This is a genomic window from Blattabacterium sp. (Cryptocercus punctulatus) str. Cpu, assembly GCF_000236405.1.
In the GTDB taxonomy this organism is placed as follows: Bacteria; Bacteroidota; Bacteroidia; order Flavobacteriales; family Blattabacteriaceae; genus Blattabacterium; species Blattabacterium punctulatus.
Genome location: NC_016621.1, coordinates 487,344 through 508,663 on the forward strand (window position 1 = coordinate 487,344; position 21,320 = coordinate 508,663).

The following is a 21,320-nucleotide window of genomic DNA, read 5'->3' on the forward strand; positions in this document are numbered from 1 at the left end:
TATGGAAAAAAAACATGGATTACGTAATATAGAAATTAAAAATTTAATCAAGATTTATAAAAAAAAAAAGGAGAATAAAATGTTCCTTGTTGAAGGAGTCAAAGAATTTGAAATGGCTATAATAGGAAATTATAGACCAATAGGAATATTTATATGTAAAAATATATTTTATCAAAATAATATGATAAAATCCTTTCATAATATTGTATTTATTATTAATATAAAAACTTTTCAAAAATTAGCATGTAGAAAAAATTCAGGTGGAATAATTGCCTTATTTAAGGAAAAAAAATTTTTTAGTTTAGAAAGTATAAAAGTTCCTAAAAATCCTTTTATTCTTATATTGGATGGAATAGAAAAACCCGGAAACTTGGGATCTATATTCAGGACTGCTGATGCAGCAGGAGTACATTTTATTATATTATGTAATACGAAAACATATATTTTTAATCCTAATGTCATTAGATGTAGTGTAGGATGTGTTTTTACAAAAAGAATTTTTATAGAAAAAATAAAATCAATTATTTCTTGGTTACAAGAAAAAAACATAGAAATTGTAGTAACAGGATTCCATAATAAAAAATCTAAAAAATTATATCAAACTAAATTTTCTTCACATTTAGCTATTGTTTTAGGTTCCGAAAGCAAAGGAGTATCCAATATATGGTTTAATATATCCGATCAAATAATAACGATTCCTATGTTTGGATCTATCGATTCTATGAATGTAAGTAATGCAACATCTGTAATTATCTATGAAATAATTAGACAAAGAAATACATATAAGTTTTCTAAATAGTTTTTTTTAAATTTTCTTTTTCATATACATGATCTATTTTCAATTTTTTACTTTTGGATGCTTCTACAGATAATCGATCGCAATAATCATTAATATAATGAAGATAATGACCTTTAACCCATTGAAAAATAATAAAATGTTTATGAAATAAATTTAAAAATCGTATCCATAAATCCACATTTTTTTTTTTTTTAAAGTTATTTTTTTTCCATTTAAAAATCCAATTTTTTTGAATAGAATTTATTATATATTTAGAATCAGTAAAAATAATAATATTTTGTTTTTTTTTCGTAATTTTTTCTAGACCAACTATTATAGCTAATAGCTCCATCCTATTATTGGTTGTATAACGAAATCCTTCGGAAATAATTTTCCAATATGACGTTCCGGCAATTTCTATAAAAATTGCATATCCTCCTGGACCAGGATTCCCTTTAGAAGATCCGTCAGTGTAAATATGAATTTTTTTATTCACTAAAATATCTGTTTATTTTTTTCACGTTCAAATTTTTTTAATTGAAATTGGATTAAATTAAAACATTTTTCTTTTAGAAAGTTTTTGTCTTTTAAGGATAAGTTTTTTGTTAAAATAGAATGGTGTTGTTTGATACGTATTTTTCCAGGTCCTCCTTTTATAGGAGATTTAGGAAACTTTTTTTTTATATCAGCTATAGTAAATGGAATAATCGATATTTTTTTTATTATGGCTATATAAAAAGCTCCATTTTTAAAATGATCTAAAAAAATAGAGGGATTAGGAATTCCACCTTCTGGAAAGATACAAATACTTTTTCCAGAATCAATTTTTTTTTGTATTTGTTTAAATACTTGCATACAACTAGACAAATTTTTTCTATTTATTAATATATTACTTCTTTTATAAACAAATCCGAAAAAAGGAAGTTTAGCTAATTCCTTTTTTCCTACAAAAACTAAAGGATGATTTCTCATCAAAGAATAAATTAACATAATATCCATGATAGAACTGTGATTGCTAATAATCATATATTGTTTTTTTTTATCTAAAATTTCTTTATTTTTTTCTAATACATACCAAAAACCCATAAGAAAAAGATTACTTCTAGCCCAAATTTGGTAAAACCAATATGCGATATAATAATATTTCTCTTTAAATAGAAATGGAATTGAAGCTCCTGCTAATAATGGTATTAGAAATATATTTATTATAAAAAACCATATACGCCATAATAATATTAATGATACTTGAATAATTTTCATTAATTAACGAAATTTATCAATATATTGTAATTCATTCATATGATTTATCATAATGTATTTTGTTTTTATTTTTTTACTTTTTTTCAGATAAATTTTAAAAAATTTAAAACTTTTTTTTTATGTTTAAAAAATAATTCAAGAAATTTTTTTCTATAAAAATGGGTTTTATAAAAAAATCTGATATTTATATAAAGTATTTCCTGATACATGTATACATTGGGAGAATTTATTATAGAAAATAGAGATCATTTTTCGTATCCTACAGAAGGATTATTGCGTTTATTTAGTTCTATAAAGCTAGCTGCTAAGGCAATTAATAAGGAAGTTAATAAAGCTGGGTTAACAGAAAAAATTATAGGAAATTCTGGAATTATTAATATACAAGGAGAAAATCAACAAAAATTGGATAATTTTGCTCATCAAGTTTTCATAGAATCCTTGAAAAGCAGAAATATAGTTTGTGGAATTGCTTCAGAAGAGAGTAAAGATTTTATAGTTGTAAAGGGAGAAAAAGAAAATTCTTTTCAAGAAAAATATATTGTTTTAATAGATCCACTGGATGGTTCATCAAATATAGATGTAAATGTATCAATTGGTACTATATTTTCAGTATATAGGAGAAAATCTTCTATGAATTTAACAATTGACGATTTTTTACAGAAAGGAAATAAACAAATTTTAGCAGGGTATATTATTTATGGATCATCTACAATATTAGTATATACTACAGGAAATGGAGTCCATGGGTTTACTTTAGACCCATCGGTTGGGACCTTTTATTTATCTCATCCGAATCTTCGTTATCCTAAAATAGAAAGAATTTACTCTATTAATGAAGGAAATTATTCTAGATTTCCTAACGGAATCAAAAAATTTATAAGATATTGTCAAGAAAAAAAAGAAAATCGTCCTTATACAGCACGTTATATTGGTTCTTTAGTAGGAGATTTTCATAGAAATATGATCCAAGGAGGTATTTATATTTATCCTAAAACAGCATATTCTCCAAAAGGAAAATTGAGATTACTTTATGAATGTAATCCTATGGCTTTTTTAACGGAACAAGCTGGTGGAAAAGCTTCTGATGGGGAAAATAGAATTTTAGATATAGAACCTTTAAATTTGCATCAAAGAACACCATTTATTTGTGGACCTGTAAGGATGGTTACTAAATTAGAAGAATTTATAAATTCATAAGTAAAGTATGAAAGTTCAATTAAAAATAAAAAGATCAACAAACATTATTAATACAATTAAATATGGAAAATCCTTATTTTTTTTTCCTATTTATACATACGTACTATTATATTCAAATAAAAGATACCCTGAAGGGATAAAACTAATTGGAACTTTAGTAAAAAAAAAAAATTTTAAAAAATCGGTTCATAGAAATAAAATAAAACGTTTATTACGGTCTTCTTTTTTATGTAATAAATCTATTTTAGAAGAAAAAAAAGATAAATATAAAAGCTATCATATAGTTTTTTTTATAAAGGAGTTGTTTTACCAAATTTCGAAGAAATTAATCAATCTGTTAAAAAAATATTTTATGAAGTAATTAAATGGTAATAAATAATTATGGAGTCACAATCCTTATTAATTATTGAAATAATTGACCTGCATTTGCTCCAAATATTTTGACTGAAAAAGCAAGTAAAATAATTCCAAATATTTTTTTTAGTATATCTAATCCATTATTTCCTATTGTTTTAGCAATAAAATCACATTTATCTATCACCAAATAGACCACTATCATATTAATAATTAAAGATAAAAGAATAATATTAACATCATAAGTTGACCTTAGTGAAATTAAAGTGGTTAAAGATCCTGGGCCAGCTATAAGTGGAAAGGCTATTGGAACGATAGAAGTTTGAGAATTTTTTGTAACTTTATGAATATCTATACCTAATATCATCTCTAGTCCTATTAAAAATAAAACTATAGATCCTGCTACCGAAAAAGAATAGATATCTACACCGATAATTTTTAACATAGGAAGACCTAAAAATAAAAAAGATAAAAATATAACAAAAGAAGATATTATTACTTTTTTAGTATCTATAATATTTCCTTTAGATTTAAATCCCATAATTATCGGTGCATTTCCTAGTATATCTATAATACTAAAAAGTATCATAAAACAACTTATTAATGAATGTATCCATTTCATATTCTAAAATATATTCATAATTAATATAATATTAAAATCACAAATTAAACAAAAATACAATCAGTATTATTAATTTGAAAAAAAAAATTTAAATATATTTTTTTTTTATGTTTATTACTTTTTTAAAAGCTATTTTCATAGGCTATCCATCCTGCTTTTCTATAATTTTCTGCAACTATTTTTGGATTATCGGATTGATAAATCGCTTTTCCAACAATAATGAAATCACATTTTTTTTTTATAAAAGCCTGATTAGGATGAATGTAATTATTTCCTTTATAGTTTTTTATTGAATCAGAAAAATGTATACCAGGAGTAAATAATAATAATCTATTGTCAACTTTTCTTTGTGCTACTGTCCCAATTACTTTTGAATTTTTTAAAGAAATATTTAATGCTTTTCTTATATAGTTATCATCAGATAATCTTCCATAAGAAGACATTTCAGATATAGTAATTAATCCAATATTAGAAGGAATATTTAAATTTTCTATACTTTTACTTCCTGCAAGTACATGTACTGTAATCACATCTGCCCAAGAAGAAATTTTATGTATACCATGATGTAGTTGAAGATAATTTGTAGGTCCTACATCGCAGAATTTTCTATCTTCAAATAATAAAAATTTCTTTTTTAAAGAAATTTTTTTAAGAAAGCTTATAAATGAAAATGAAAAATCACTAATAATATCTACATGAAGCTTTAATCCACAAATTTGATCTCCAATTAAATTTACTAACTCTAAAATTTTTTCAGAATGTATTAAATCTGCTGAAAAAATCAAATTAGTTTTTTTTTTTAATGCTATATCAATAAGTTTTTTTCCGATTGGATGATAAATTTTTTCTTTTTTTTCTTCATAAGAAATACGTTTTTTCTGAATATTTTTTATATATTTTTTTTGGAAAAAAAACTTAATTATATGTATTTCTTTTTCTTTTAAAAGATTTTTTTTTTCTAATATTTTTAAAACTTCTCCTATACGAAATAAAGATCGTATATTAAATCCTTTATTTTTTATATTTTCTATTCCTCCTTGTTCACGATCAAGAATAGATAAAATATTTTTTATAATCAATCCTTCTTTTTCAAGATCTATTACGGTTTTTAATAAACTATCTCCACTCGTTATTACATCTTCTATGATAAGGCATTTTTGTCCTTTTTTGTAAATTCCTTCTATCATTTTTTTTGTTCCATAACCTTTATTTTCTTTTCTTTTAATAATTAAAGGAATATTAGATCTTAATGATAAAGCAGTAGCTATAGGTAAAGCTGCATAAGGGACTCCACAAATTAATTCAAATGTATGAGGTGGAACTTCATTTAAAAGAAGATCCGATAGTTTTATTAATAAATCTGGTCTAGAAGCAATTGGACGTAAATCTATATATATGGGAGAATTTATTCCACTTTTTAAGGTAAAATGACCAAATTTAAGAATCCCTAAATTATAAATTTTAAAAAAAAATTGTTCCTTGTCCTTCATAAAAAACCTTTTTTAGTAAAGTTAAAAATTTTATACTTTTGGGATTCTTTTGTAATATTACATAATATATATGCTATGATTATGAAAAAAATAGATATTTCCACTAATATAAATGGAATAAAATTTTCATCATGTATCATGAATGCTTCAGGGATTTTATGTTGTACCGAAAAAGAACTTTATAATCTTATGATTAGTTCTTCAGGAGCTGTAGTTACAAAAAGTTGTACTATAAAACCAAGAAAGGGTAATTTAAAACCAAGGTATTTTGAATGGAAGGGAGGAAGTATTAATTCTATGGGATTGCCAAATCTTGGAATAGATTTTTATTTAGATTTTTTAGAAAAAAAAAATTCTAAAAAACCTTTTTTATTATCTATATCAGGACTTTCTATCGAAGAAAACTATCTTATTCTTCGTAAAGCAAATATTTCTTCAAATATAAATGCTATAGAATTAAATTTATCCTGTCCAAATTTATTGGAAAAAGATAAAATATTAGGTTACGATTTTTCTAAGATCTCAGACTTTTTAGAAAATCTATTTCAATTCTATAAAAAACCTTTAGGAGTTAAGTTACCTCCTTATTTTGAAGATTTTCATTTTAGAAAAATGGCTTTTATATTAAATAAATACCCTATTTCTTTTATTACTTGTATTAATAGTTTACCAAATGGTATTTGCATTGATATCAATAAAGAATCTGTAGTGATTCATCCAAAAAAAGGTTTTGGTGGAATAGGTGGATTCTCGATAAAACCATTTGCACTTGCTAATGTTCGGAAATTTTATACTTATCTTCGTAAAGATATTCCTATAATAGGATGTGGAGGAATTTGTACTGGAAAAGATGTATTTGAATATATATTGTGTGGAGCATCTGCAGTTCAGATTGGGACTCAATTTTTAAAAGAAGGAATTCCTGTATTTGATAGATTAATCAAGGAATTAATTACTATTCTAAAAAATAAAAATTATTCATCTTTAAATAGTTTTAAAGGAAAATTAAATGTATTTTAATAAGATTTAGCAAAAACTACTCGTTGAGTAGAAGGAGAACCAGAATAAATACATTTTCCAATTTTTTTTTCATTTGGAATAGGAATACAACGTATAGTAGCCTCAGTTTCTTTTTGAATTTTTTTTGCTGTACTTATAGTACCATCCCAATGAGCAAGAATAAAACCTCCTTTATCCTTTATTTTTTTTTTAAAGTCTTCATAATGATCTGAAATAATGGTTAATTTTTTTGTTCTATTTAAAGCTTTTTGATAAATATTTTTTTGTATTTTTTCAAGAAGTTCTGGAATCAATGTGATTATCTTATTCCAAGATATATGTGATTTTTCGTAAGTATCTCTTCTAAATACTTCAACTTTTTCCATTTTTATTTCATTTTCTCCAATACTAATCCGTATGGGAATTCCCTTCATTTCGTATTCATGAAATTTCCATCCTGGAGTAAAAAGTTCTCTATTATCATATTTTATACTAATTCCTTTATTTTTAAGAATTTTTTTAATTTTTTCAACTATTTCATTTATTTTAACTAATTCTTTTTGGTTTTTATATATAGGAATAATAACAGTTTGTATAGGCGCTATTTTTGGAGGTAATATTAAACCATGATCATCTGAATGTAACATTGCGAATCCACCAATTAATCTAGTAGATACACCCCAAGAGGTAGACCATACGTATTCTTTACCCCCATTTTTATTAGTAAATTTTACATCGAAAACTTTTGAAAAATTTTGACCTAAAAAATGCGAAGTTCCAATTTGTAGTGATTTTCCATCTTGCATAAGCGCTTCAATACAATAAGTAGTTTCAGATCCAGAAAATTTATCCATATAAGGTTTTATTCCTTTCAATACAGGAATAGCCATAATATTTTCTGAAAATTTAGTATAAATATTTAATATTTTTTTAGTTTCTTCTATAGCTTCATTTTTTGTAGAATGAGCTGTATGACCTTCTTGCCATAAAAATTCAGAAGTTCTTAAAAATAAACGAGTATGCATTTCCCATCTAATAGCATTCCCCCATTGATTAAAAAGAATAGGAAGATCTCTATAAGATTGAATCCAACGTCTATAAGTTTTCCATACAATACTTTCAGAAGTTGGTCTAATTACTAATTCTTCTTTTAATTTAGATTTTGAATCAATTGTTAATTTTTCTTGGTTCTTATTTTTTTTAAACTTGTAATGCGTAACTATAGCACATCCTTTCGAAAAATCATCAATATGTTTTTTTTCTTTTGAAAAGAAAGATTTAGGAATTAATAAGGGAAAATAAACATTTTTATGTCCCGATTCTTTAAACATTTTGTCCAATTTTTTTTGCATTATTTCCCATATAGAGAATCCATATGGTTTAATAATCATAAAACCACGAACTCCAGAAAATTCTGCTAATTCAGATTTAATGATAATATCATTATACCATTTGGAATAATCCTCATTACGTTTAGTTAATTTATGCATATTGATTTATTAATATTAATTGAAAATCAAAAGGATATGATAAATATAAAAAATTATTTTATATATACATTTGATTTTATCTATAAATTAGTAATTAATTAAAAAAATAAATACGTTATATCATCATGGCACATCCTAAAAGAAGACAATCTAAATCCAGAAAAAATAAAAGAAGAACTCATCTAAAAATAAAGGAACCTTTATTAGTTAAATGTTCTTTAACTAATCAAAAGCATTTATATCATAATGCTTATTGGCATGAAGAAAAACTTTTTTACAGAGGAAAAAAGGTATTGAAAAAAAAATAATCCATATTCATTTAATTATTTATTTATTTTATAGAAAAACTTAATGGATTACAAAAATATTAAATCGCTTATTCAATTTATTTCTAAATCTGATATTTATGAAATAATGATTAAAATAGGAGAAACAAAAATTCATATTAAAAATAAAATATTTAGAAAAAAGAAAAAAAATACATTGAATCCAATTTTTACAAAAAATCATAGAAAAAGATCTTCCCATATTTCTGATTTTTACGATAAATTTTCTAAATTAGAAGAAAAAAATATTGAAAAAGATCGTTATTTAACCATTAAATCTCCTATGATTGGAACTTTTTATCGTAGACCACATCCAGATAAAGATCCTTTTGTTAATATTGGAGATAAAATAAAAATAGGGGAAAAAGTTTGTGTAATAGAAGCCATGAAGTTATTTAATGATATAGAATCTGAAGTAGATGGAAAAATTGTTAAAATTCTTGTAGAAGATTCTTCTCCAGTTGATTATGATCAACCTTTATTTATTTTAGATCCTAATTATTAGTTATTGTAACTTTAATAAATATATGTTTAAAAAAATATTAATAGCTAATCGTGGAGAAATTGCCTTACGGATTATACGAACCGCTAAAGAAATGGGAATAAAAACAGTAGCTGTTTATTCTACCGCAGATAAATATAGTCTTCATGTTTATTTTGCGGATGAAGCTGTATGTATTGGCCCTCCTTATTCTTATCAATCTTATCTAAATGTTCCAAATTTAATATCTGCTGCTGAAATTACTAATGCAGATGCTATTCATCCTGGATATGGATTTTTATCCGAAAGTGCCTATTTTTCATCTATGTGTAGAAAACATAAAATTAAATTTATTGGTCCTCGTCCAAATCAAATAATTCAGATGGGTAATAAAATATCAGCTAAAAAAACTATGAAAAATGCTGGAATTTCGTGTTTACCTGGATCAGATTGTTGTGTGGAATCTTCTTATAAAGAAGTGGAAAAAATAGCAGAAAAAATAGGATATCCTATTATTATTAAAGCAGTTTATGGAGGTGGAGGTAAAGGAATACGATCGGTTTTGGATAAAAAAGAATTAAAAATATCTTGGGAAGAAGCAAAAAAAGAAGCTTTAGCATGTTTTGGAAAAACAGATATGTATATAGAAAAATTAATTATAGATCCAAGACATATAGAAATACAAATAATTAGTGATCGATATGGAAAATCCTGTCATTTATCCGAAAGAGATTGTTCAATTCAACGAAGAAACCAAAAATTGGTAGAAGAGGCCCCTTCTCCATTTTTAACTATTTCTTTGAGAAAAAAAATGGGAGAAGAAGCTGTAAAAGCTGCAGAATTTATTCATTATGAAGGTATAGGAACTATAGAATTTTTAGTAGATAAAAATAAAAATTTTTACTTTATGGAAATGAATCCAAGAATTCAAGTAGAACATACTATTACCGAAGAAATAACCGGTTTAGATCTTGTACAAGAACAAATTTTTTTAGCTTATGGAAAAAAAATTTCGGGGAAAAATTATTATCCAAAAATGTATTCAATAGAATGTAGAATTAATGCTGAAGAACCTTATCAAGATTTTCGTCCTGTTCCCGGAAAAATTATTCAAATACATTTCCCAGGAGGTAAAGGTGTCCGTATAGATACGCATATTTATGCTGGATATAGAGTACCACATCATTATGATTCTATGATTGCAAAAATTATCACCACTGCAAAAAGTAGAAAAGAAACTATTGAAAAAATGCGGCGTTCCTTAGAAGAATTTTTAATAGAAGGAATTCGGACTACCATTCCCTTTCATAGACAGCTTATGCAAAATAATGATTTTTTAAAAGGAAATTATAATACAAATTTTTTAAAAAAACTTCACTTAGATTCTAAATTTGATAATGATCATTCAAATTATTGATTTGTTTTTTTTCAAAAAATTTTAAAAAATCAATTATTTCTTGAATATTTCCATTCATAAATCCTGTAAGATCATGGATAGATTTATGAATTCTATGATCTGTAACTCTTTTTTTAGGATAATTATAGGTACGTATTTTTACAGATCGATCTCCTGTAGAGACTAAAGATTTTCTTTTTATAGATCTTTCTTTAGATTGTTTTTCTATTTCATTTTGATAAAGACGTGATCGTAAAACGTTCATAGCTTTTTCAAAATTTTTATGTTGAGAGCGTTCTTCTTGACATTCTACCGTAATTTTACTTGGCAAGTGAGTTAACCGTACAGCGGACTCTGTTTTATTTACATGTTGACCTCCAGAACCACTAGATCGAAATGTATCTTTTTTTATATCAGATAAATGTATGTCCATCTCTATATCTTTTATTTCAGGAAGTACAGCAACTGTAATAGCCGATGTATGTATTCTTCCTTGAGATTCAGTCTTTGGAATTCTTTGCACTCTATGTACTCCAGATTCAAATTTTAAGTTTCCATAAACTCCTCCTTTGATATTATTTCCACTTACATTTAAAATTATTTCTTTATATCCTTTAATTCCTCCTTTTTGAATATTTATAATTTCATATTTATAACCTACTTGTTTAAAATACATTATATACATTCTTAATATATCTTCTACGAAAAGACATGCTTCATCTCCTCCTGTTCCAGAACGTAATTCTACAATTGCATTTCTATGATCATCGTCATTTTCTTCTGTATTTATATTAGAAAATAGAATATTATATGATTTTTTTTCAATAGAATATAAATCTTCTAAAATTTTATTTTTTTCTAAATAAGCTATTTCCTTCATTTCAGGATCAGAATCATTTTTTAAAATTTCGTTGGCTTCTTGAAGAGAGGATAATTTTTTTTTGTATATTTCATAAATATCCATTATATTTTTCAATATTCGATATTTTTTTAAGTATATTTTATATTTTTTTTGATTTCTATTATATATAATTTTAGGATCTAAAATAGAATTTGATATTTTTTGAAATTCTTTTTCAATTACTTCAAATTTATTAATCAACGAATTTTTTTTCATTATTTTTTTTTCGTTAAGTAAAAAAAAAATATTTTATAATTTATTATGTTTATATTTTTCTTTCCAAATGTTTATTATCGTATTCTATTCATAGAACGAATTAATTTTATATCTTTTTTTATTTTTTTATTAGAAAGATATAGAAATAACATCGTTGATAATATAAGAATAATAAGATTTTTTGTTATTAAAAAATATTTATAATAATACGAAAAAAAAATAATGTATATTAAAGTAGCACTATTTATAAGTATATTTAAACAATTACAAAAAATTTGAATTTTTTTTTTTTTAAAAAAAAGAAGACTTATAATAGATAAAATGAAAGTTATAATTAAAAAAATTAGAAATATTTTATCTATAAAAAAGGAATTTTTTATTTCTTTTTGTTGATAATAATAAACGTATAAATATAAAGAAATAGAAGAAATTAATATAGATAAAAATAAATAAAAAGTTTGTATTCGGTATAACATAAGATTAAAAAAATATTTTATAATTTTTTAGATTGAAATTCAAATTAATTTGTATAATTGCATTTATAGTAAAGATACTATCTTAAAAGCCAAGATTGGCATATATAAAATCTAACCCAATTACTTTCATTATGTATGATATTACTGAATTAAAAAGTAAAAAACTTTTTGAATTACAGGAGATTGCTCGTTCTTTAGGATTAAAAAAATGTACACAATTACGAAAAAACGAACTCCTAGAAAAAATAATTTCCATTTTCAATAAAAAAAAATATCCTCAAATGTCTTCTTCAAAGATAGAAAATTCTTTATTAAAAAAAGGATTTAAAATTATAAAAAAAACAGAATCTAAGATCCAATTTTCAGAAAATATTAATGAAAAAAAGAAATTTATTCCTAAGGAAAATTTAAAAACATCTTCCAACATTCCAGAAGAAACTGGAAAATATAAAAAAAAATATTTTCCAAGTTGGAAAAAAATTGATAGATCGGAATTTAAAACTCCTATTAGTACTACAGATAGTAGATTTTCACAAAAAGCATCCAATAAATATCGTGCTCCTGAATATGAATTTGAGGGAATTATAATTAGTGAAGGAGTTCTAGATATTATGCAAGAAAACTATGGTTTTTTAAGGTCTTCTGATTTTAATTATTTATCATCTCCTGATGATATTTACGTTTCTCAATCTCAAATTAGACTTTTTGGAATGAAAACTGGAGACACGATAAGAGGAGAGGTTCGTCCTCCTAAAGAAGGAGAAAAATATTTTCCTTTAATTAAAGTTATTGAAATTAATGGAAGAAATCCTTCTTTTGTAAGAGAAAGAGATTCTTTTGAACATTTAACTCCACTTTTCCCCAATGAAAAATTTAAATTAGCTGAAAAAAATGCGACTCTTTCTACAAGAATAGTAGATCTTTTCACACCAATAGGAAAAGGACAAAGAGGAATGATTGTAGCCCCTCCAAAAACAGGAAAAACTACTTTATTAAAAGAAATAGCTAATGCTATTGCTGCTAATCATCCTGAGGTTTATCTAATTATTTTACTTATTGATGAAAGACCAGAGGAAGTTACAGATATGCAACGAAATGTTAAAGGAGAAGTAATCGCTTCTACTTTTGATGAACCAGCAGAAAGACATGTAAAAGTAGCTAATATTGTATTACAAAAAGCTAAAAGAATGGTAGAATGTTCTCATGATGTTGTTATATTATTAGATTCTATCACCCGTTTAGCACGTGCATATAATACAGTTTCTCCAGCTTCTGGAAAAGTTTTATCAGGAGGAGTAGATGCCAATGCTTTGCATAGACCAAAAAGGTTCTTTGGTGCGGCTAGAAATATAGAAGATGGAGGCTCTTTATCTATTATTGCTACCGCTATGATTGATACAGGATCAAAAATGGATGAAGTTATTTTTGAAGAATTTAAAGGGACCGGAAATAAAGAACTTCAATTAGATAGAAAAATTTCTAATAAACGAATTTATCCAGCTATTGATCTTGTTTCATCTAGTACAAGAAAGGATAATCTATTATTAGACACAAATACATTGCAAAGAATGTGGATTTTACGAAAACATCTTTCCGATATGAATCCAGTAGAAGCCATGGAATTTTTAAGATCTCGTATGGCTAGAACTAAAAATAATGAAGAATTTTTAATATCAATGAATGGATGATCAAAATTTTTTATTGATACTTGATTTTGTTAATGAAAAACATTATATTATGAATAATACGACGCGGGATGGAGCAGTTGGTAGCTCGTCGGGCTCATAACCCGAAGGTCATAGGTTCGAGTCCTATTCCCGCTATTTTTTTTGATAACTTCATAAAATTCTTAATATATTTTTTTTTTATGGTATTCTATTATTTTTTGGGAATTTTATGTTCTTTTATTTTTTTTATATTTATCTATTTTTTTAGAAAATTAGAATGTTTTTTAATAGAAAAATTAAAAGATCATCGAAATGAAATACAAAAAATATTTCAATATGATAGAATTGAATTTGAAAATTCTTTTAAAGAGATTAAGAATGAAATGGTACAATCTATAATAGATTTTCAAAATTCTATTGATGGAAGAATTCAGTTTTATATTGAAAATCAATCTAATAAATTAAATTTTATTCATTTAGAACAAGAAAAATTGGTTAGAATAACAGAGAAAAAATTAGAAGAAATTAAAGAAAATGTGAATGAAAAACTTCAAAACTCTTTGAGTTTACATTTGGATAAATCTTTTGAAATAATTGGAAATCATTTGTCTTTTTTACAGGAAAGTGTGGGAGATATGAAGAATTTAGCACAGGATGTAAATGTTTTAAAAAGGACTTTAAATCATGTAAAAATATGTGGAAGTTTTAGTGAAATGCAATTATCTATGCTTTTGCAACAGATTCTATCCCCAGAACAATATGCCTGTAACGTAGTGACTAAATCTAGTACAAATTTTGTAGTGGAATTTGCTATTAAACTTCCAGGACTTGGAGATGGAAATATTATTTGGTTACCGATTGATGTAAAATTTCCAAAAGAAACTTATGAAAAAGTACAAATAGCTTATAATTTAGGAGAAAAAAAAATTATAGAAATAGCTAAAAAAAATATGGTATCTGTTATTAAAAAAATGTCTAAGGATATTAATGATAAATATATAGATCCTCCACATACTACTAATTTTGCTATTCTTTTTTTGCCATTTGAAGGAATATATGCTGAAATAGTAAAAAATTCCAGCTTATTAGAAGAATTACAAAGAAAATATAAAATTGTAATTACCGGACCTTCTACATTAGCTGCTATGTTAAATAGTTTACAGATTGGGTTTCGTACTTTAGCTATTCAAAAAAAAAGTTCCGAAGTATGGAAAGTTTTAGAAACTGTAAAAAAAGAATTTATAAAATTTGGATCATTACTTCATCAAGCACAAGATAAATTACAAGAAGCTACGAAAAATATAGATAAAGTAATGGGTGTTAGGAAAAATTTAATTGAAAAAAAATTAAGAGATATAGATAATTATTAGCGGAGAGAAAGGGATTCGAACCCTTGACACTTTTTTTTTGTGAACACGCTTTCCAGGCGTGCGCCTTAATCCTCTCGGCCATCTCTCCTAAAATCCAAAATAAAAGTAAAACTATAAGCCGGATTCTGTTTTTATACCTATCATTTATCTAGGATAGTAGTTACCTATTATCTCTATCTGCCTACCCCCCGGTATCAACCGAGTCAGTTTTCCGGTATATATGGCATTTCACCGTACAGAGTTTACATGATTTCACTACAGCTTATATTTTTTTTATATATATTATGTACTTCCTTTCTGTTGCACTATTCCTCACCTTACGGTGGATGGATGTTATCCATTGTACTGCTCTATGGTGTCCGGACTTTCCTCATTATTTAATAATGTGATAGGACGTCTTACTTTTATTTTATTACCATATTGGAGTAAATATTTTTTATATTTTCATTTTTTTTAAGTTTTTCAATAAAATTTGATATTTTTTTCCCATTTTCTTTTGAAATAAATTTAGGATGTTTAGCAATTCGTTGGATGATAGATTTATGAACAATTTTTAATTTTTCATAATTATTTTTCATTAAACCAAAATATTTAAAATCTGTATATATATACATTTTTTTTTCATCCTTTCTGATCTCTTTTGCTCCAAAATCTATGGAAATTAATTCAAAATTATCCATTGAGCAAGGAATATCTTTTTTTTTTATAGAAAAAATACCTATCCGATTAAATAAATGAGTCAATGTTCCATTATGAAATAATCTTCCTCCATTTTTGTTAAAAAAAATTTTTACATTGGAAGTAGTTTTAATACTATTATCCGTCATACATTCTATAATCAAACTAATTCCTTGTATTTGTCCCTCTAAATTTAAATTTTTGTAATTATTTTTATTATTTTTTGAAGCTTTTTGTATAGTTTTTTCTATAGTTATTTTGGGGATATTCAATGATTTTGCGTTAATAATAGCTTTTTTCAAACGAAAAGAATTATTATTTGATCCTAATTCTCTAACAGCCATATAAATTTCTTTAATGATTTTAGAGAATTTTTTAGATTTTATAAAATCTTGATGAGATTTTCTATGTTGGATATTTGTCCACTTGCTATGTCCTGACATGGAATTTTTATAATTATTTATAAAGTACTTTTGAATAGACAGATTTTTTTTATCTATCTTCGCTAAAAAATCACTAACTATAAATAAAAAATTGAAAAAACAATTTAGTAAAAAAAATAATTATGTCAAAAGTTTGTGAACTTACAGGAAAAAGAGCAATGATAGGGAATCGAGTTTCTCATGCTAACAATAAAAATAAACGTCGTTTCAATATAAATTTATGCAAAAAACGTTTTTTTTTAACAAAAGAAAAAAAATGGATTACTTTAAAAATTTGTACTTCTGTTATTAAATTGATTAATAAAATTGGAATTGAAAATACATTAAAACGTTTTAAATATAAATATTATGGGAAAGAAAGGAAATAGAATACAAATAATATTGGAATGTTCTGAACAAAAAAAAACGGGGGTTTCTGGCTCCTATAGATATATTACTACAAAAAATAAAAAAAATACTCCAAATAGAATGAAATTAAAAAAATATAATCCAAAATTGAGAAAATACACAATTTATAAGGAAATAAAATAAATATGTCTAAAAAAATTGTAGAAAATAAAAATAAAAAAAATGATAAAAAGATGATTATGGCTATTCGAGTAATTAAATCTAAAAAATCAGGTTTTTACACTTTTGAAAATAAAATCATAACCGATAATGAAGTAGATAAATTTTTCCAGTATAAAATGAAAAATTAATTGTTTAGTATTTAAATTCAATCAATAAAAATGTTTTTTCTAAAAAAAAATAAAATAAAAGAAGCATTCGATCAGGAATTAAAAAAAACTAGAGAATCCTTTTTCTCTAGAATAAAAAATATTTTTTCACGAAAATCAACATTGAAAATTGATATAGAAGAATTTCTAGATCATATAGAAGATATATTATTATCTTCGGATATAGGGACCAAAACTACCATTAAAATCATTCATAATCTTAAAAATAGAATTAAAAAGGAAAAATATGAAGATGATCAAAAATTATATGAATTTTTGAAAGAAGAAATGAAAGTCCCTTTTATGGATATTAAAAATGAAGGGTTAGAACGAACAATAAAAAAATATAAAAAAAAACCATATGTAATTATGATAATTGGTGTCAATGGAGTAGGAAAAACTACTACTATTGGTAAATTAGCATTTTTTTTAAAAAAAAAAGGATTTAATTTAATTATAGGAGCTTCGGATACATTTCGTGCAGCGGCTATACGACAACTTGAAATATGGTCAAAAAAAGTAAATATTCCATTGATCAAACAACATATGTATGCAGATCCAGCTTCTGTTGCGTACGATACTTTGCAATCTGCAAAATCTAAAAATATGGACGTTGTATTGATTGATACAGCTGGTAGATTACAAAATAAAATTGGACTTATGGAAGAACTTGCTAAAATAAGTAGGGTTATGAAAAAAGTTATACCTGAAGCTCCTCATGAAATTATACTTGTTTTGGATTCTACAACGGGTCAAAATGCGTTTGAACAAGTGAAAAAATTTTCTTTTTTTGTGAAAATTTCTTCTATAATATTAACAAAATTAGAAGGTACTGCTAAAGGAGGAGTAGTCATAGGAATTGTGGATCAATTTAAAATACCTATTAAATATATTGGAATAGGAGAAAAAATACAAGATTTGAAAGAATTTGATGGTAAAAAATTTATCGATTCTTTTTTTCTTAGTACTACTTATCAAAAAAATAAAGAAGATATAATACAAGATAATTGATCTTATTTTTTTTCTATTTTTTATTAAAATTTTTTAATTATGGAAAATAATAAAATTAGTGTTACTTCAGATAATATTTTTCCAATTATAAAAAGATTTCTTTATTCTGATCAAGAAATTTTTTTACGAGAACTAGTTTCCAATGCAACAGATGCAATTTTAAAATTAAAAATTCTAGAAAAAGTAAATGAAATAGATGAGATAATTAATGATAATTTATTGAAAATTAAAATAAGAATAGATAAAAAAAATAATACAATTCATATCATTGATAATGGAATTGGAATGACAAAAGAAGAAGTAGAAAAATATATCAATAAAATAGCTTTTTCTGGAGCGGAAGAATTTATTCAAAAATATCAAGATAATGCATCTTCTATCATTGGTCATTTTGGATTAGGATTTTATTCTTCTTTTATGGTAGCAAAAAAGGTAATTATTATTACTCAATCTTATATAAAAAATTCATATACAGTATTATGGTCATGCGAAGGGACTCCAAAATTTCGTATGGTAGAAACTGAAAAAAGAGAAAGAGGAACAGAAATAATTTTATTTCTTAATGAAGATAGTAAAGAATTTTTAGAATACAATCGTATTTTAAAATTACTTCATAAATATTGTAAATTTATGCCGATTCCTATATTCCTATTTTCAGAAGAAGAAGAAAAAGAAATTAGAATCAACAATATTGATCCTATTTGGAAAAAAAATCCTATTCATTTAAGTGACAAAGACTATTTAAATTTTTATCATGAATTATATCCAAAAGATTTAGAAGAAGCATTATTTTGGGCTCATCTAAATATAGACCATCCCTTTCATTTAACAGGCATTTTATATTTTCCAAAAATAGAAAATAAAATAAATGTTCAAAAAGGTAGAATTCATTTATATAAAAATCAAGTTTATATAACAGATAATTTAAAAGGAATAGTTCCAGATTTTCTAAGTTTATTAAAGGGAATTATAGATTCCCCAGATCTTCCTCTGAATGTTTCACGTTCTCATTTTCAATTGAATACATCAGTAAAAAATATATCAAAATATATAATAAGAAAAATTGCTGATAAACTTAATTCTATGTTTAAAAAAGATAGAAAAAATTTTCAAAAAAAGTGGGAATACATAAAAATTATCATAGAATATGGGATGATTAGTACCCAAAATTTTTTTGATAAAGCTAATAATTTTTTCATTTATCTTACAATAAATGGAGAATTTTTTACTTTAGAGGAATTAAAAGAAAAAGTAAAAAATTCTCAAAAAAATAAAGATGAAAAAATTGTTTTTCTTTATACTTCAGATAAAGAAAAACAATATAGTTATATTAAAGAAGCAGAAAAAAGATCTTATGAAGTTTTAATTTTAAATAGTCCACTTACAGCACATTTAATACAAAAATTGGAAATTACTCATAATGATATTTCTTTTGTTCGTGTAGATTCAGATCATATTGATAAATTAATCGATAATAAAAAAGAAAAATATTATTCTGAACTTTCTGAAAAAGAAAAAGAAGATTTAAAAAATTTTGTAAATAAAAATTTAATAAAAGAATATGAGTTTTCCGTAAAATTGGAAAACTTATCTAAAATTGATCCTCCTTTTTTGATCATTATACCAGAATTTATAAGAAGAATGAGAGAAATTAGTACTTTAGGAAAAAATATTATAAAACATGATAAAGAAAAATTTTATCAATTAATTGTCAATACAAATCATATTTTAATGAAGAAAATATTAATGCAATCATGTAATGCAAGAAAAAAAGAACTTATTCAAGAAGCTTTAAATTTTACACTTTTATCAAATAATTTATTAAAAGGAAAAAATCTCATTATTTTTATTTCAAAAAAAATAGAAGATCTTACTAATCAATAAAAATCAATTAGTTAGTTATTATTAAATTTTTTTAATTTAATACTTGTTAATACTTTTTTTGTATATAAAGGAAAATCTGAATTTTGTATCCAATCATAATAATTGGTATCTTTTTTAAAAATTTTGAATATTTTTTCTCCTTTATATTTTCCAAAATTGAATATTTCATCCCCATTTTCATCTATTTTTATAAAACCAGCAAGATCGGCTATATTTTTTTGATAAGAAAATTTGTTTAGACTTTTCACATCTTTTTTGAGATCTTTATATTTTTCTAATTGAGCAAGTAATATTTCATACGTAGCAAATGTATCTGCTTTGGAACTATGGGCCTTTACAAGATTTTTTTTACAATAATATTTATAAGCAGCTGAAAGATTTCTAGGTTCCATTTTGTGAAAAATTACTTGTACGTCTATTGTATTATGTTTTTTGATATCAAAAGAAATTCCTGCACGTAACATTTCTTCCACTAAAATGGGAATGTCAAATCTATTAGAATTATAACCTGCTAAATCCGTATTTTCAATCATTTTTAGAATCGGTATCGCTACATTTTTAAATGGTAATTTTCCTTCTACATCTTCATCTTTTATTCCATGAATAGCGGTAGATTTTGGTGGTATAGGCATTTCAGGAAAAATAAGCCAAGTTTTATCTTCTTGTTTCCCATTTGGAAATATTTTCAATATAGAGATTTCTATAATTCGATCTTTTCCAATATTTATTCCTGTAGCTTCTATATCAAAGAAACAAATAGGACGATTTAGTTGTAATTTCATGTTTTTTAATGTAATTTTTTTCTATTAAATCTATGAAAATAAATTGAAGTTATCATATATAAAATGATAATACATGGAATAGCTACTATATTTAAAGTTAATAAAAGAAGTAGACACATTAGTAAAAATAAATAACGTTTTTTATTTTTTTTCCAAGAAATACCATAAAAATTAAAGGAAATCATTGGTATTTTAGTTATTAAAAAATAACAGGAAAAAAAAATTATGAAAAACATTATAATAGGAGAAAATATCATTTTTTTTATTATAATATTTATATGATTACTAGGTATATATTTTTTCATTATAATAGATAAAGAAGTAAAAAATATGGTATTCACTGGAGTGGTCAACCCATAATTTTTTTTATCCATATAATAAGTTATATTAAATTTAGCTAACCTCCATGCCGAAAATATGGTAATCAAAAAAGAAGACCATTCTATGAATGGTATTCTTTTTTGATTACCATTCATATTTTGAAACAAAAGAAAAACTATTATCGATGGAACTAACCCAAAAGATACCATATCTGCTAAGGAATCTAATTCTTTACCAAACTTATTTTCTATTTTCATGGATCTAGATATAAATCCATCTAAAAAATCAAAAATTAATGAAAATGTTGTACAAATAGCAGAATATTCAAAAAGTTTTGATTGTAAAAAAATAATAGAAATACACCCAAAAAATAAGTTTAATAGAGTAAAAATATTTGGAATAATTTTTGTTATTTTTTTCATTATATGATATTATCAAAATAATATTTTATTTTTTATACGC

24 protein-coding genes, 2 tRNA genes and 1 other RNA gene are annotated in these 21,320 nt (G+C 24.2%); 15 read left to right on the plus strand and 12 right to left on the minus strand.

Annotated features, from left to right (window positions below):
* Nucleotide 1: 1 nt before the first annotated feature.
* Nucleotides 2-799 carry an RNA methyltransferase gene (locus BLBCPU_RS02355; RefSeq protein WP_014246402.1) on the plus strand — a complete coding sequence of 266 codons (798 nt, stop codon included), beginning with the start codon at nucleotides 2-4 and terminating at the stop codon, nucleotides 797-799.
* Here the strand turns inward: BLBCPU_RS02355 and BLBCPU_RS02360 are convergent.
* Nucleotides 792-1,274 (minus strand): ribonuclease HI, encoded by a 483-nt coding sequence (locus BLBCPU_RS02360; protein WP_014246403.1) that lies wholly within the window; start codon nucleotides 1,272-1,274, stop codon nucleotides 792-794. The genes BLBCPU_RS02355 and BLBCPU_RS02360 overlap by 8 nt on opposite strands.
* The gene (locus BLBCPU_RS02365) at nucleotides 1,274-2,038 is read right to left on the minus strand and encodes a 1-acyl-sn-glycerol-3-phosphate acyltransferase (RefSeq protein ID WP_014246404.1); all 765 of its coding nucleotides are present in this window, start codon (nucleotides 2,036-2,038) and stop codon (nucleotides 1,274-1,276) included. The genes BLBCPU_RS02360 and BLBCPU_RS02365 overlap by 1 nt, the downstream gene beginning before the upstream one ends.
* A gap of 207 nt (nucleotides 2,039-2,245) precedes the next feature.
* Here BLBCPU_RS02365 and fbp point away from each other — a divergent pair, with 207 nt between their 5' ends.
* Together fbp and BLBCPU_RS02375 are read left to right on the plus strand one after the other, a co-directional pair.
* Nucleotides 2,246-3,235, plus strand: coding sequence for a class 1 fructose-bisphosphatase (gene fbp, locus BLBCPU_RS02370; RefSeq protein ID WP_014246405.1), 990 nt, complete (start codon nucleotides 2,246-2,248; stop codon nucleotides 3,233-3,235).
* Nucleotides 3,236-3,242: 7 nt separating this feature from the next.
* Nucleotides 3,243-3,596, plus strand: a complete 354-nt coding sequence (locus BLBCPU_RS02375) for a ribonuclease P protein component (RefSeq protein WP_014246406.1) — start codon at nucleotides 3,243-3,245, stop codon at nucleotides 3,594-3,596.
* A 42-nt stretch (nucleotides 3,597-3,638) separates the two neighbouring features.
* Here the strand turns inward: BLBCPU_RS02375 and BLBCPU_RS02380 are convergent, their stop codons facing one another.
* A complete protein-coding gene (locus BLBCPU_RS02380; RefSeq protein ID WP_014246407.1) occupies nucleotides 3,639-4,211 on the minus strand; it encodes a MarC family protein in 573 nt (190 codons plus the stop codon).
* 122 nt (nucleotides 4,212-4,333) lie between these two features.
* Nucleotides 4,334-5,701 (minus strand): orotidine-5'-phosphate decarboxylase, encoded by a 1,368-nt coding sequence (gene pyrF / locus BLBCPU_RS02385; protein WP_014246408.1) that lies wholly within the window; start codon nucleotides 5,699-5,701, stop codon nucleotides 4,334-4,336.
* Between the two features lie 75 nt (nucleotides 5,702-5,776).
* On the opposite strand from pyrF, the gene BLBCPU_RS02390 reads away from it, so the two are divergent.
* Nucleotides 5,777-6,721: a dihydroorotate oxidase gene (locus BLBCPU_RS02390; protein ID WP_014246409.1), complete on the plus strand. Its 945-nt coding sequence runs from the start codon at nucleotides 5,777-5,779 to the stop codon at nucleotides 6,719-6,721.
* On the opposite strand, the gene proS is transcribed toward BLBCPU_RS02390, so the two are convergent.
* The gene (gene proS, locus BLBCPU_RS02395; RefSeq protein WP_014246410.1) at nucleotides 6,718-8,190 is read right to left on the minus strand and encodes a proline--tRNA ligase; all 1,473 of its coding nucleotides are present in this window, start codon (nucleotides 8,188-8,190) and stop codon (nucleotides 6,718-6,720) included. The two genes, BLBCPU_RS02390 and proS, sit on opposite strands and share 4 nt — an antisense overlap.
* 125 nt (nucleotides 8,191-8,315) lie before the next feature.
* Here proS and rpmF point away from each other — a divergent pair, with 125 nt between their 5' ends.
* From rpmF to accC, 3 genes are read left to right on the plus strand one after another with little or no spacing between them, the layout of a single operon-like run.
* Complete coding sequence (gene rpmF, locus BLBCPU_RS02400; protein WP_014246411.1) at nucleotides 8,316-8,498, plus strand: 50S ribosomal protein L32; 183 nt, start codon at nucleotides 8,316-8,318, stop codon at nucleotides 8,496-8,498.
* A gap of 43 nt (nucleotides 8,499-8,541) precedes the next feature.
* Nucleotides 8,542-9,021: an acetyl-CoA carboxylase biotin carboxyl carrier protein gene (gene accB / locus BLBCPU_RS02405; RefSeq protein ID WP_014246412.1), complete on the plus strand. Its 480-nt coding sequence runs from the start codon at nucleotides 8,542-8,544 to the stop codon at nucleotides 9,019-9,021.
* Nucleotides 9,022-9,043: 22 nt separating this feature from the next.
* Nucleotides 9,044-10,414 carry an acetyl-CoA carboxylase biotin carboxylase subunit gene (gene accC / locus BLBCPU_RS02410; protein WP_014246413.1) on the plus strand — a complete coding sequence of 457 codons (1,371 nt, stop codon included), beginning with the start codon at nucleotides 9,044-9,046 and terminating at the stop codon, nucleotides 10,412-10,414.
* On the opposite strand, the gene prfA is transcribed toward accC, so the two are convergent.
* Both prfA and BLBCPU_RS02420 read right to left on the minus strand, forming a co-directional pair.
* Nucleotides 10,383-11,510 (minus strand): peptide chain release factor 1, encoded by a 1,128-nt coding sequence (gene prfA, locus BLBCPU_RS02415; RefSeq protein WP_014246414.1) that lies wholly within the window; start codon nucleotides 11,508-11,510, stop codon nucleotides 10,383-10,385. The two genes, accC and prfA, sit on opposite strands and share 32 nt — an antisense overlap.
* Nucleotides 11,511-11,584: 74 nt before the next feature.
* The gene (locus BLBCPU_RS02420) at nucleotides 11,585-11,986 is read right to left on the minus strand and encodes a DUF4293 family protein (protein ID WP_014246415.1); all 402 of its coding nucleotides are present in this window, start codon (nucleotides 11,984-11,986) and stop codon (nucleotides 11,585-11,587) included.
* Between the two features lie 131 nt (nucleotides 11,987-12,117).
* Between BLBCPU_RS02420 and rho the strand changes: the two genes are divergently transcribed.
* The 3 genes from rho (at nucleotide 12,118) to BLBCPU_RS02435 (ending at nucleotide 15,023) form a co-directional block, all read left to right on the plus strand.
* Nucleotides 12,118-13,674, plus strand: coding sequence for a transcription termination factor Rho (gene rho / locus BLBCPU_RS02425; protein ID WP_014246416.1), 1,557 nt, complete (start codon nucleotides 12,118-12,120; stop codon nucleotides 13,672-13,674).
* Nucleotides 13,675-13,736: 62 nt separating this feature from the next.
* Nucleotides 13,737-13,809, plus strand: a tRNA-Met gene (locus BLBCPU_RS02430).
* Between the two features lie 62 nt (nucleotides 13,810-13,871).
* Nucleotides 13,872-15,023 (plus strand): DNA recombination protein RmuC, encoded by a 1,152-nt coding sequence (locus tag BLBCPU_RS02435; protein WP_216858782.1) that lies wholly within the window; start codon nucleotides 13,872-13,874, stop codon nucleotides 15,021-15,023.
* Here the strand turns inward: BLBCPU_RS02435 and BLBCPU_RS02440 are convergent.
* From BLBCPU_RS02440 to BLBCPU_RS02445, 3 genes are all read right to left on the minus strand, one after another.
* A tRNA-Ser gene (locus tag BLBCPU_RS02440) sits at nucleotides 15,024-15,111 on the minus strand.
* A gap of 10 nt (nucleotides 15,112-15,121) precedes the next feature.
* Nucleotides 15,122-15,428: RNase P RNA component class A (gene rnpB, locus BLBCPU_RS02945), an RNA gene on the minus strand.
* The gene (locus BLBCPU_RS02445) at nucleotides 15,428-16,144 is read right to left on the minus strand and encodes a YebC/PmpR family DNA-binding transcriptional regulator (RefSeq protein ID WP_014246418.1); all 717 of its coding nucleotides are present in this window, start codon (nucleotides 16,142-16,144) and stop codon (nucleotides 15,428-15,430) included. Before BLBCPU_RS02445 ends, rnpB begins: the two co-directional genes overlap by 1 nt.
* Before the next feature lie 122 nt (nucleotides 16,145-16,266).
* Between BLBCPU_RS02445 and rpmB the strand changes: the two genes are divergently transcribed.
* From rpmB to htpG, 5 genes are read left to right on the plus strand one after another with little or no spacing between them, the layout of a single operon-like run.
* The gene (gene rpmB / locus BLBCPU_RS02450) at nucleotides 16,267-16,512 is read left to right on the plus strand and encodes a 50S ribosomal protein L28 (RefSeq protein ID WP_014246419.1); all 246 of its coding nucleotides are present in this window, start codon (nucleotides 16,267-16,269) and stop codon (nucleotides 16,510-16,512) included.
* Entirely contained in the window at nucleotides 16,493-16,675 is a 183-nt protein-coding gene (rpmG, locus tag BLBCPU_RS02455; RefSeq protein WP_014246420.1) for a 50S ribosomal protein L33, read from the plus strand. The genes rpmB and rpmG overlap by 20 nt, the downstream gene beginning before the upstream one ends.
* Nucleotides 16,676-16,677: 2 nt before the next feature.
* Nucleotides 16,678-16,842, plus strand: coding sequence for a DUF4295 family protein (locus tag BLBCPU_RS03000; RefSeq protein ID WP_014246421.1), 165 nt, complete (start codon nucleotides 16,678-16,680; stop codon nucleotides 16,840-16,842).
* A 30-nt stretch (nucleotides 16,843-16,872) separates the two neighbouring features.
* Nucleotides 16,873-17,871 (plus strand): signal recognition particle-docking protein FtsY, encoded by a 999-nt coding sequence (gene ftsY, locus BLBCPU_RS02460; RefSeq protein WP_014246422.1) that lies wholly within the window; start codon nucleotides 16,873-16,875, stop codon nucleotides 17,869-17,871.
* A gap of 39 nt (nucleotides 17,872-17,910) precedes the next feature.
* On the plus strand, nucleotides 17,911-19,755 hold the full coding sequence (htpG, locus tag BLBCPU_RS02465; RefSeq protein ID WP_014246423.1) for a molecular chaperone HtpG: 1,845 nt from the start codon (nucleotides 17,911-17,913) through the stop codon (nucleotides 19,753-19,755).
* Nucleotides 19,756-19,766: 11 nt separating this feature from the next.
* Here the strand turns inward: htpG and BLBCPU_RS02470 are convergent, their stop codons facing one another.
* Both BLBCPU_RS02470 and BLBCPU_RS02475 read right to left on the minus strand, forming a co-directional pair.
* Complete coding sequence (locus BLBCPU_RS02470; protein ID WP_014246424.1) at nucleotides 19,767-20,537, minus strand: 3'-5' exonuclease; 771 nt, start codon at nucleotides 20,535-20,537, stop codon at nucleotides 19,767-19,769.
* Nucleotides 20,538-20,542: 5 nt separating this feature from the next.
* Nucleotides 20,543-21,280 (minus strand): phosphatidylcholine/phosphatidylserine synthase, encoded by a 738-nt coding sequence (locus tag BLBCPU_RS02475; protein WP_014246425.1) that lies wholly within the window; start codon nucleotides 21,278-21,280, stop codon nucleotides 20,543-20,545.
* Between the last annotated feature and the right edge of the window lie 40 nt (nucleotides 21,281-21,320).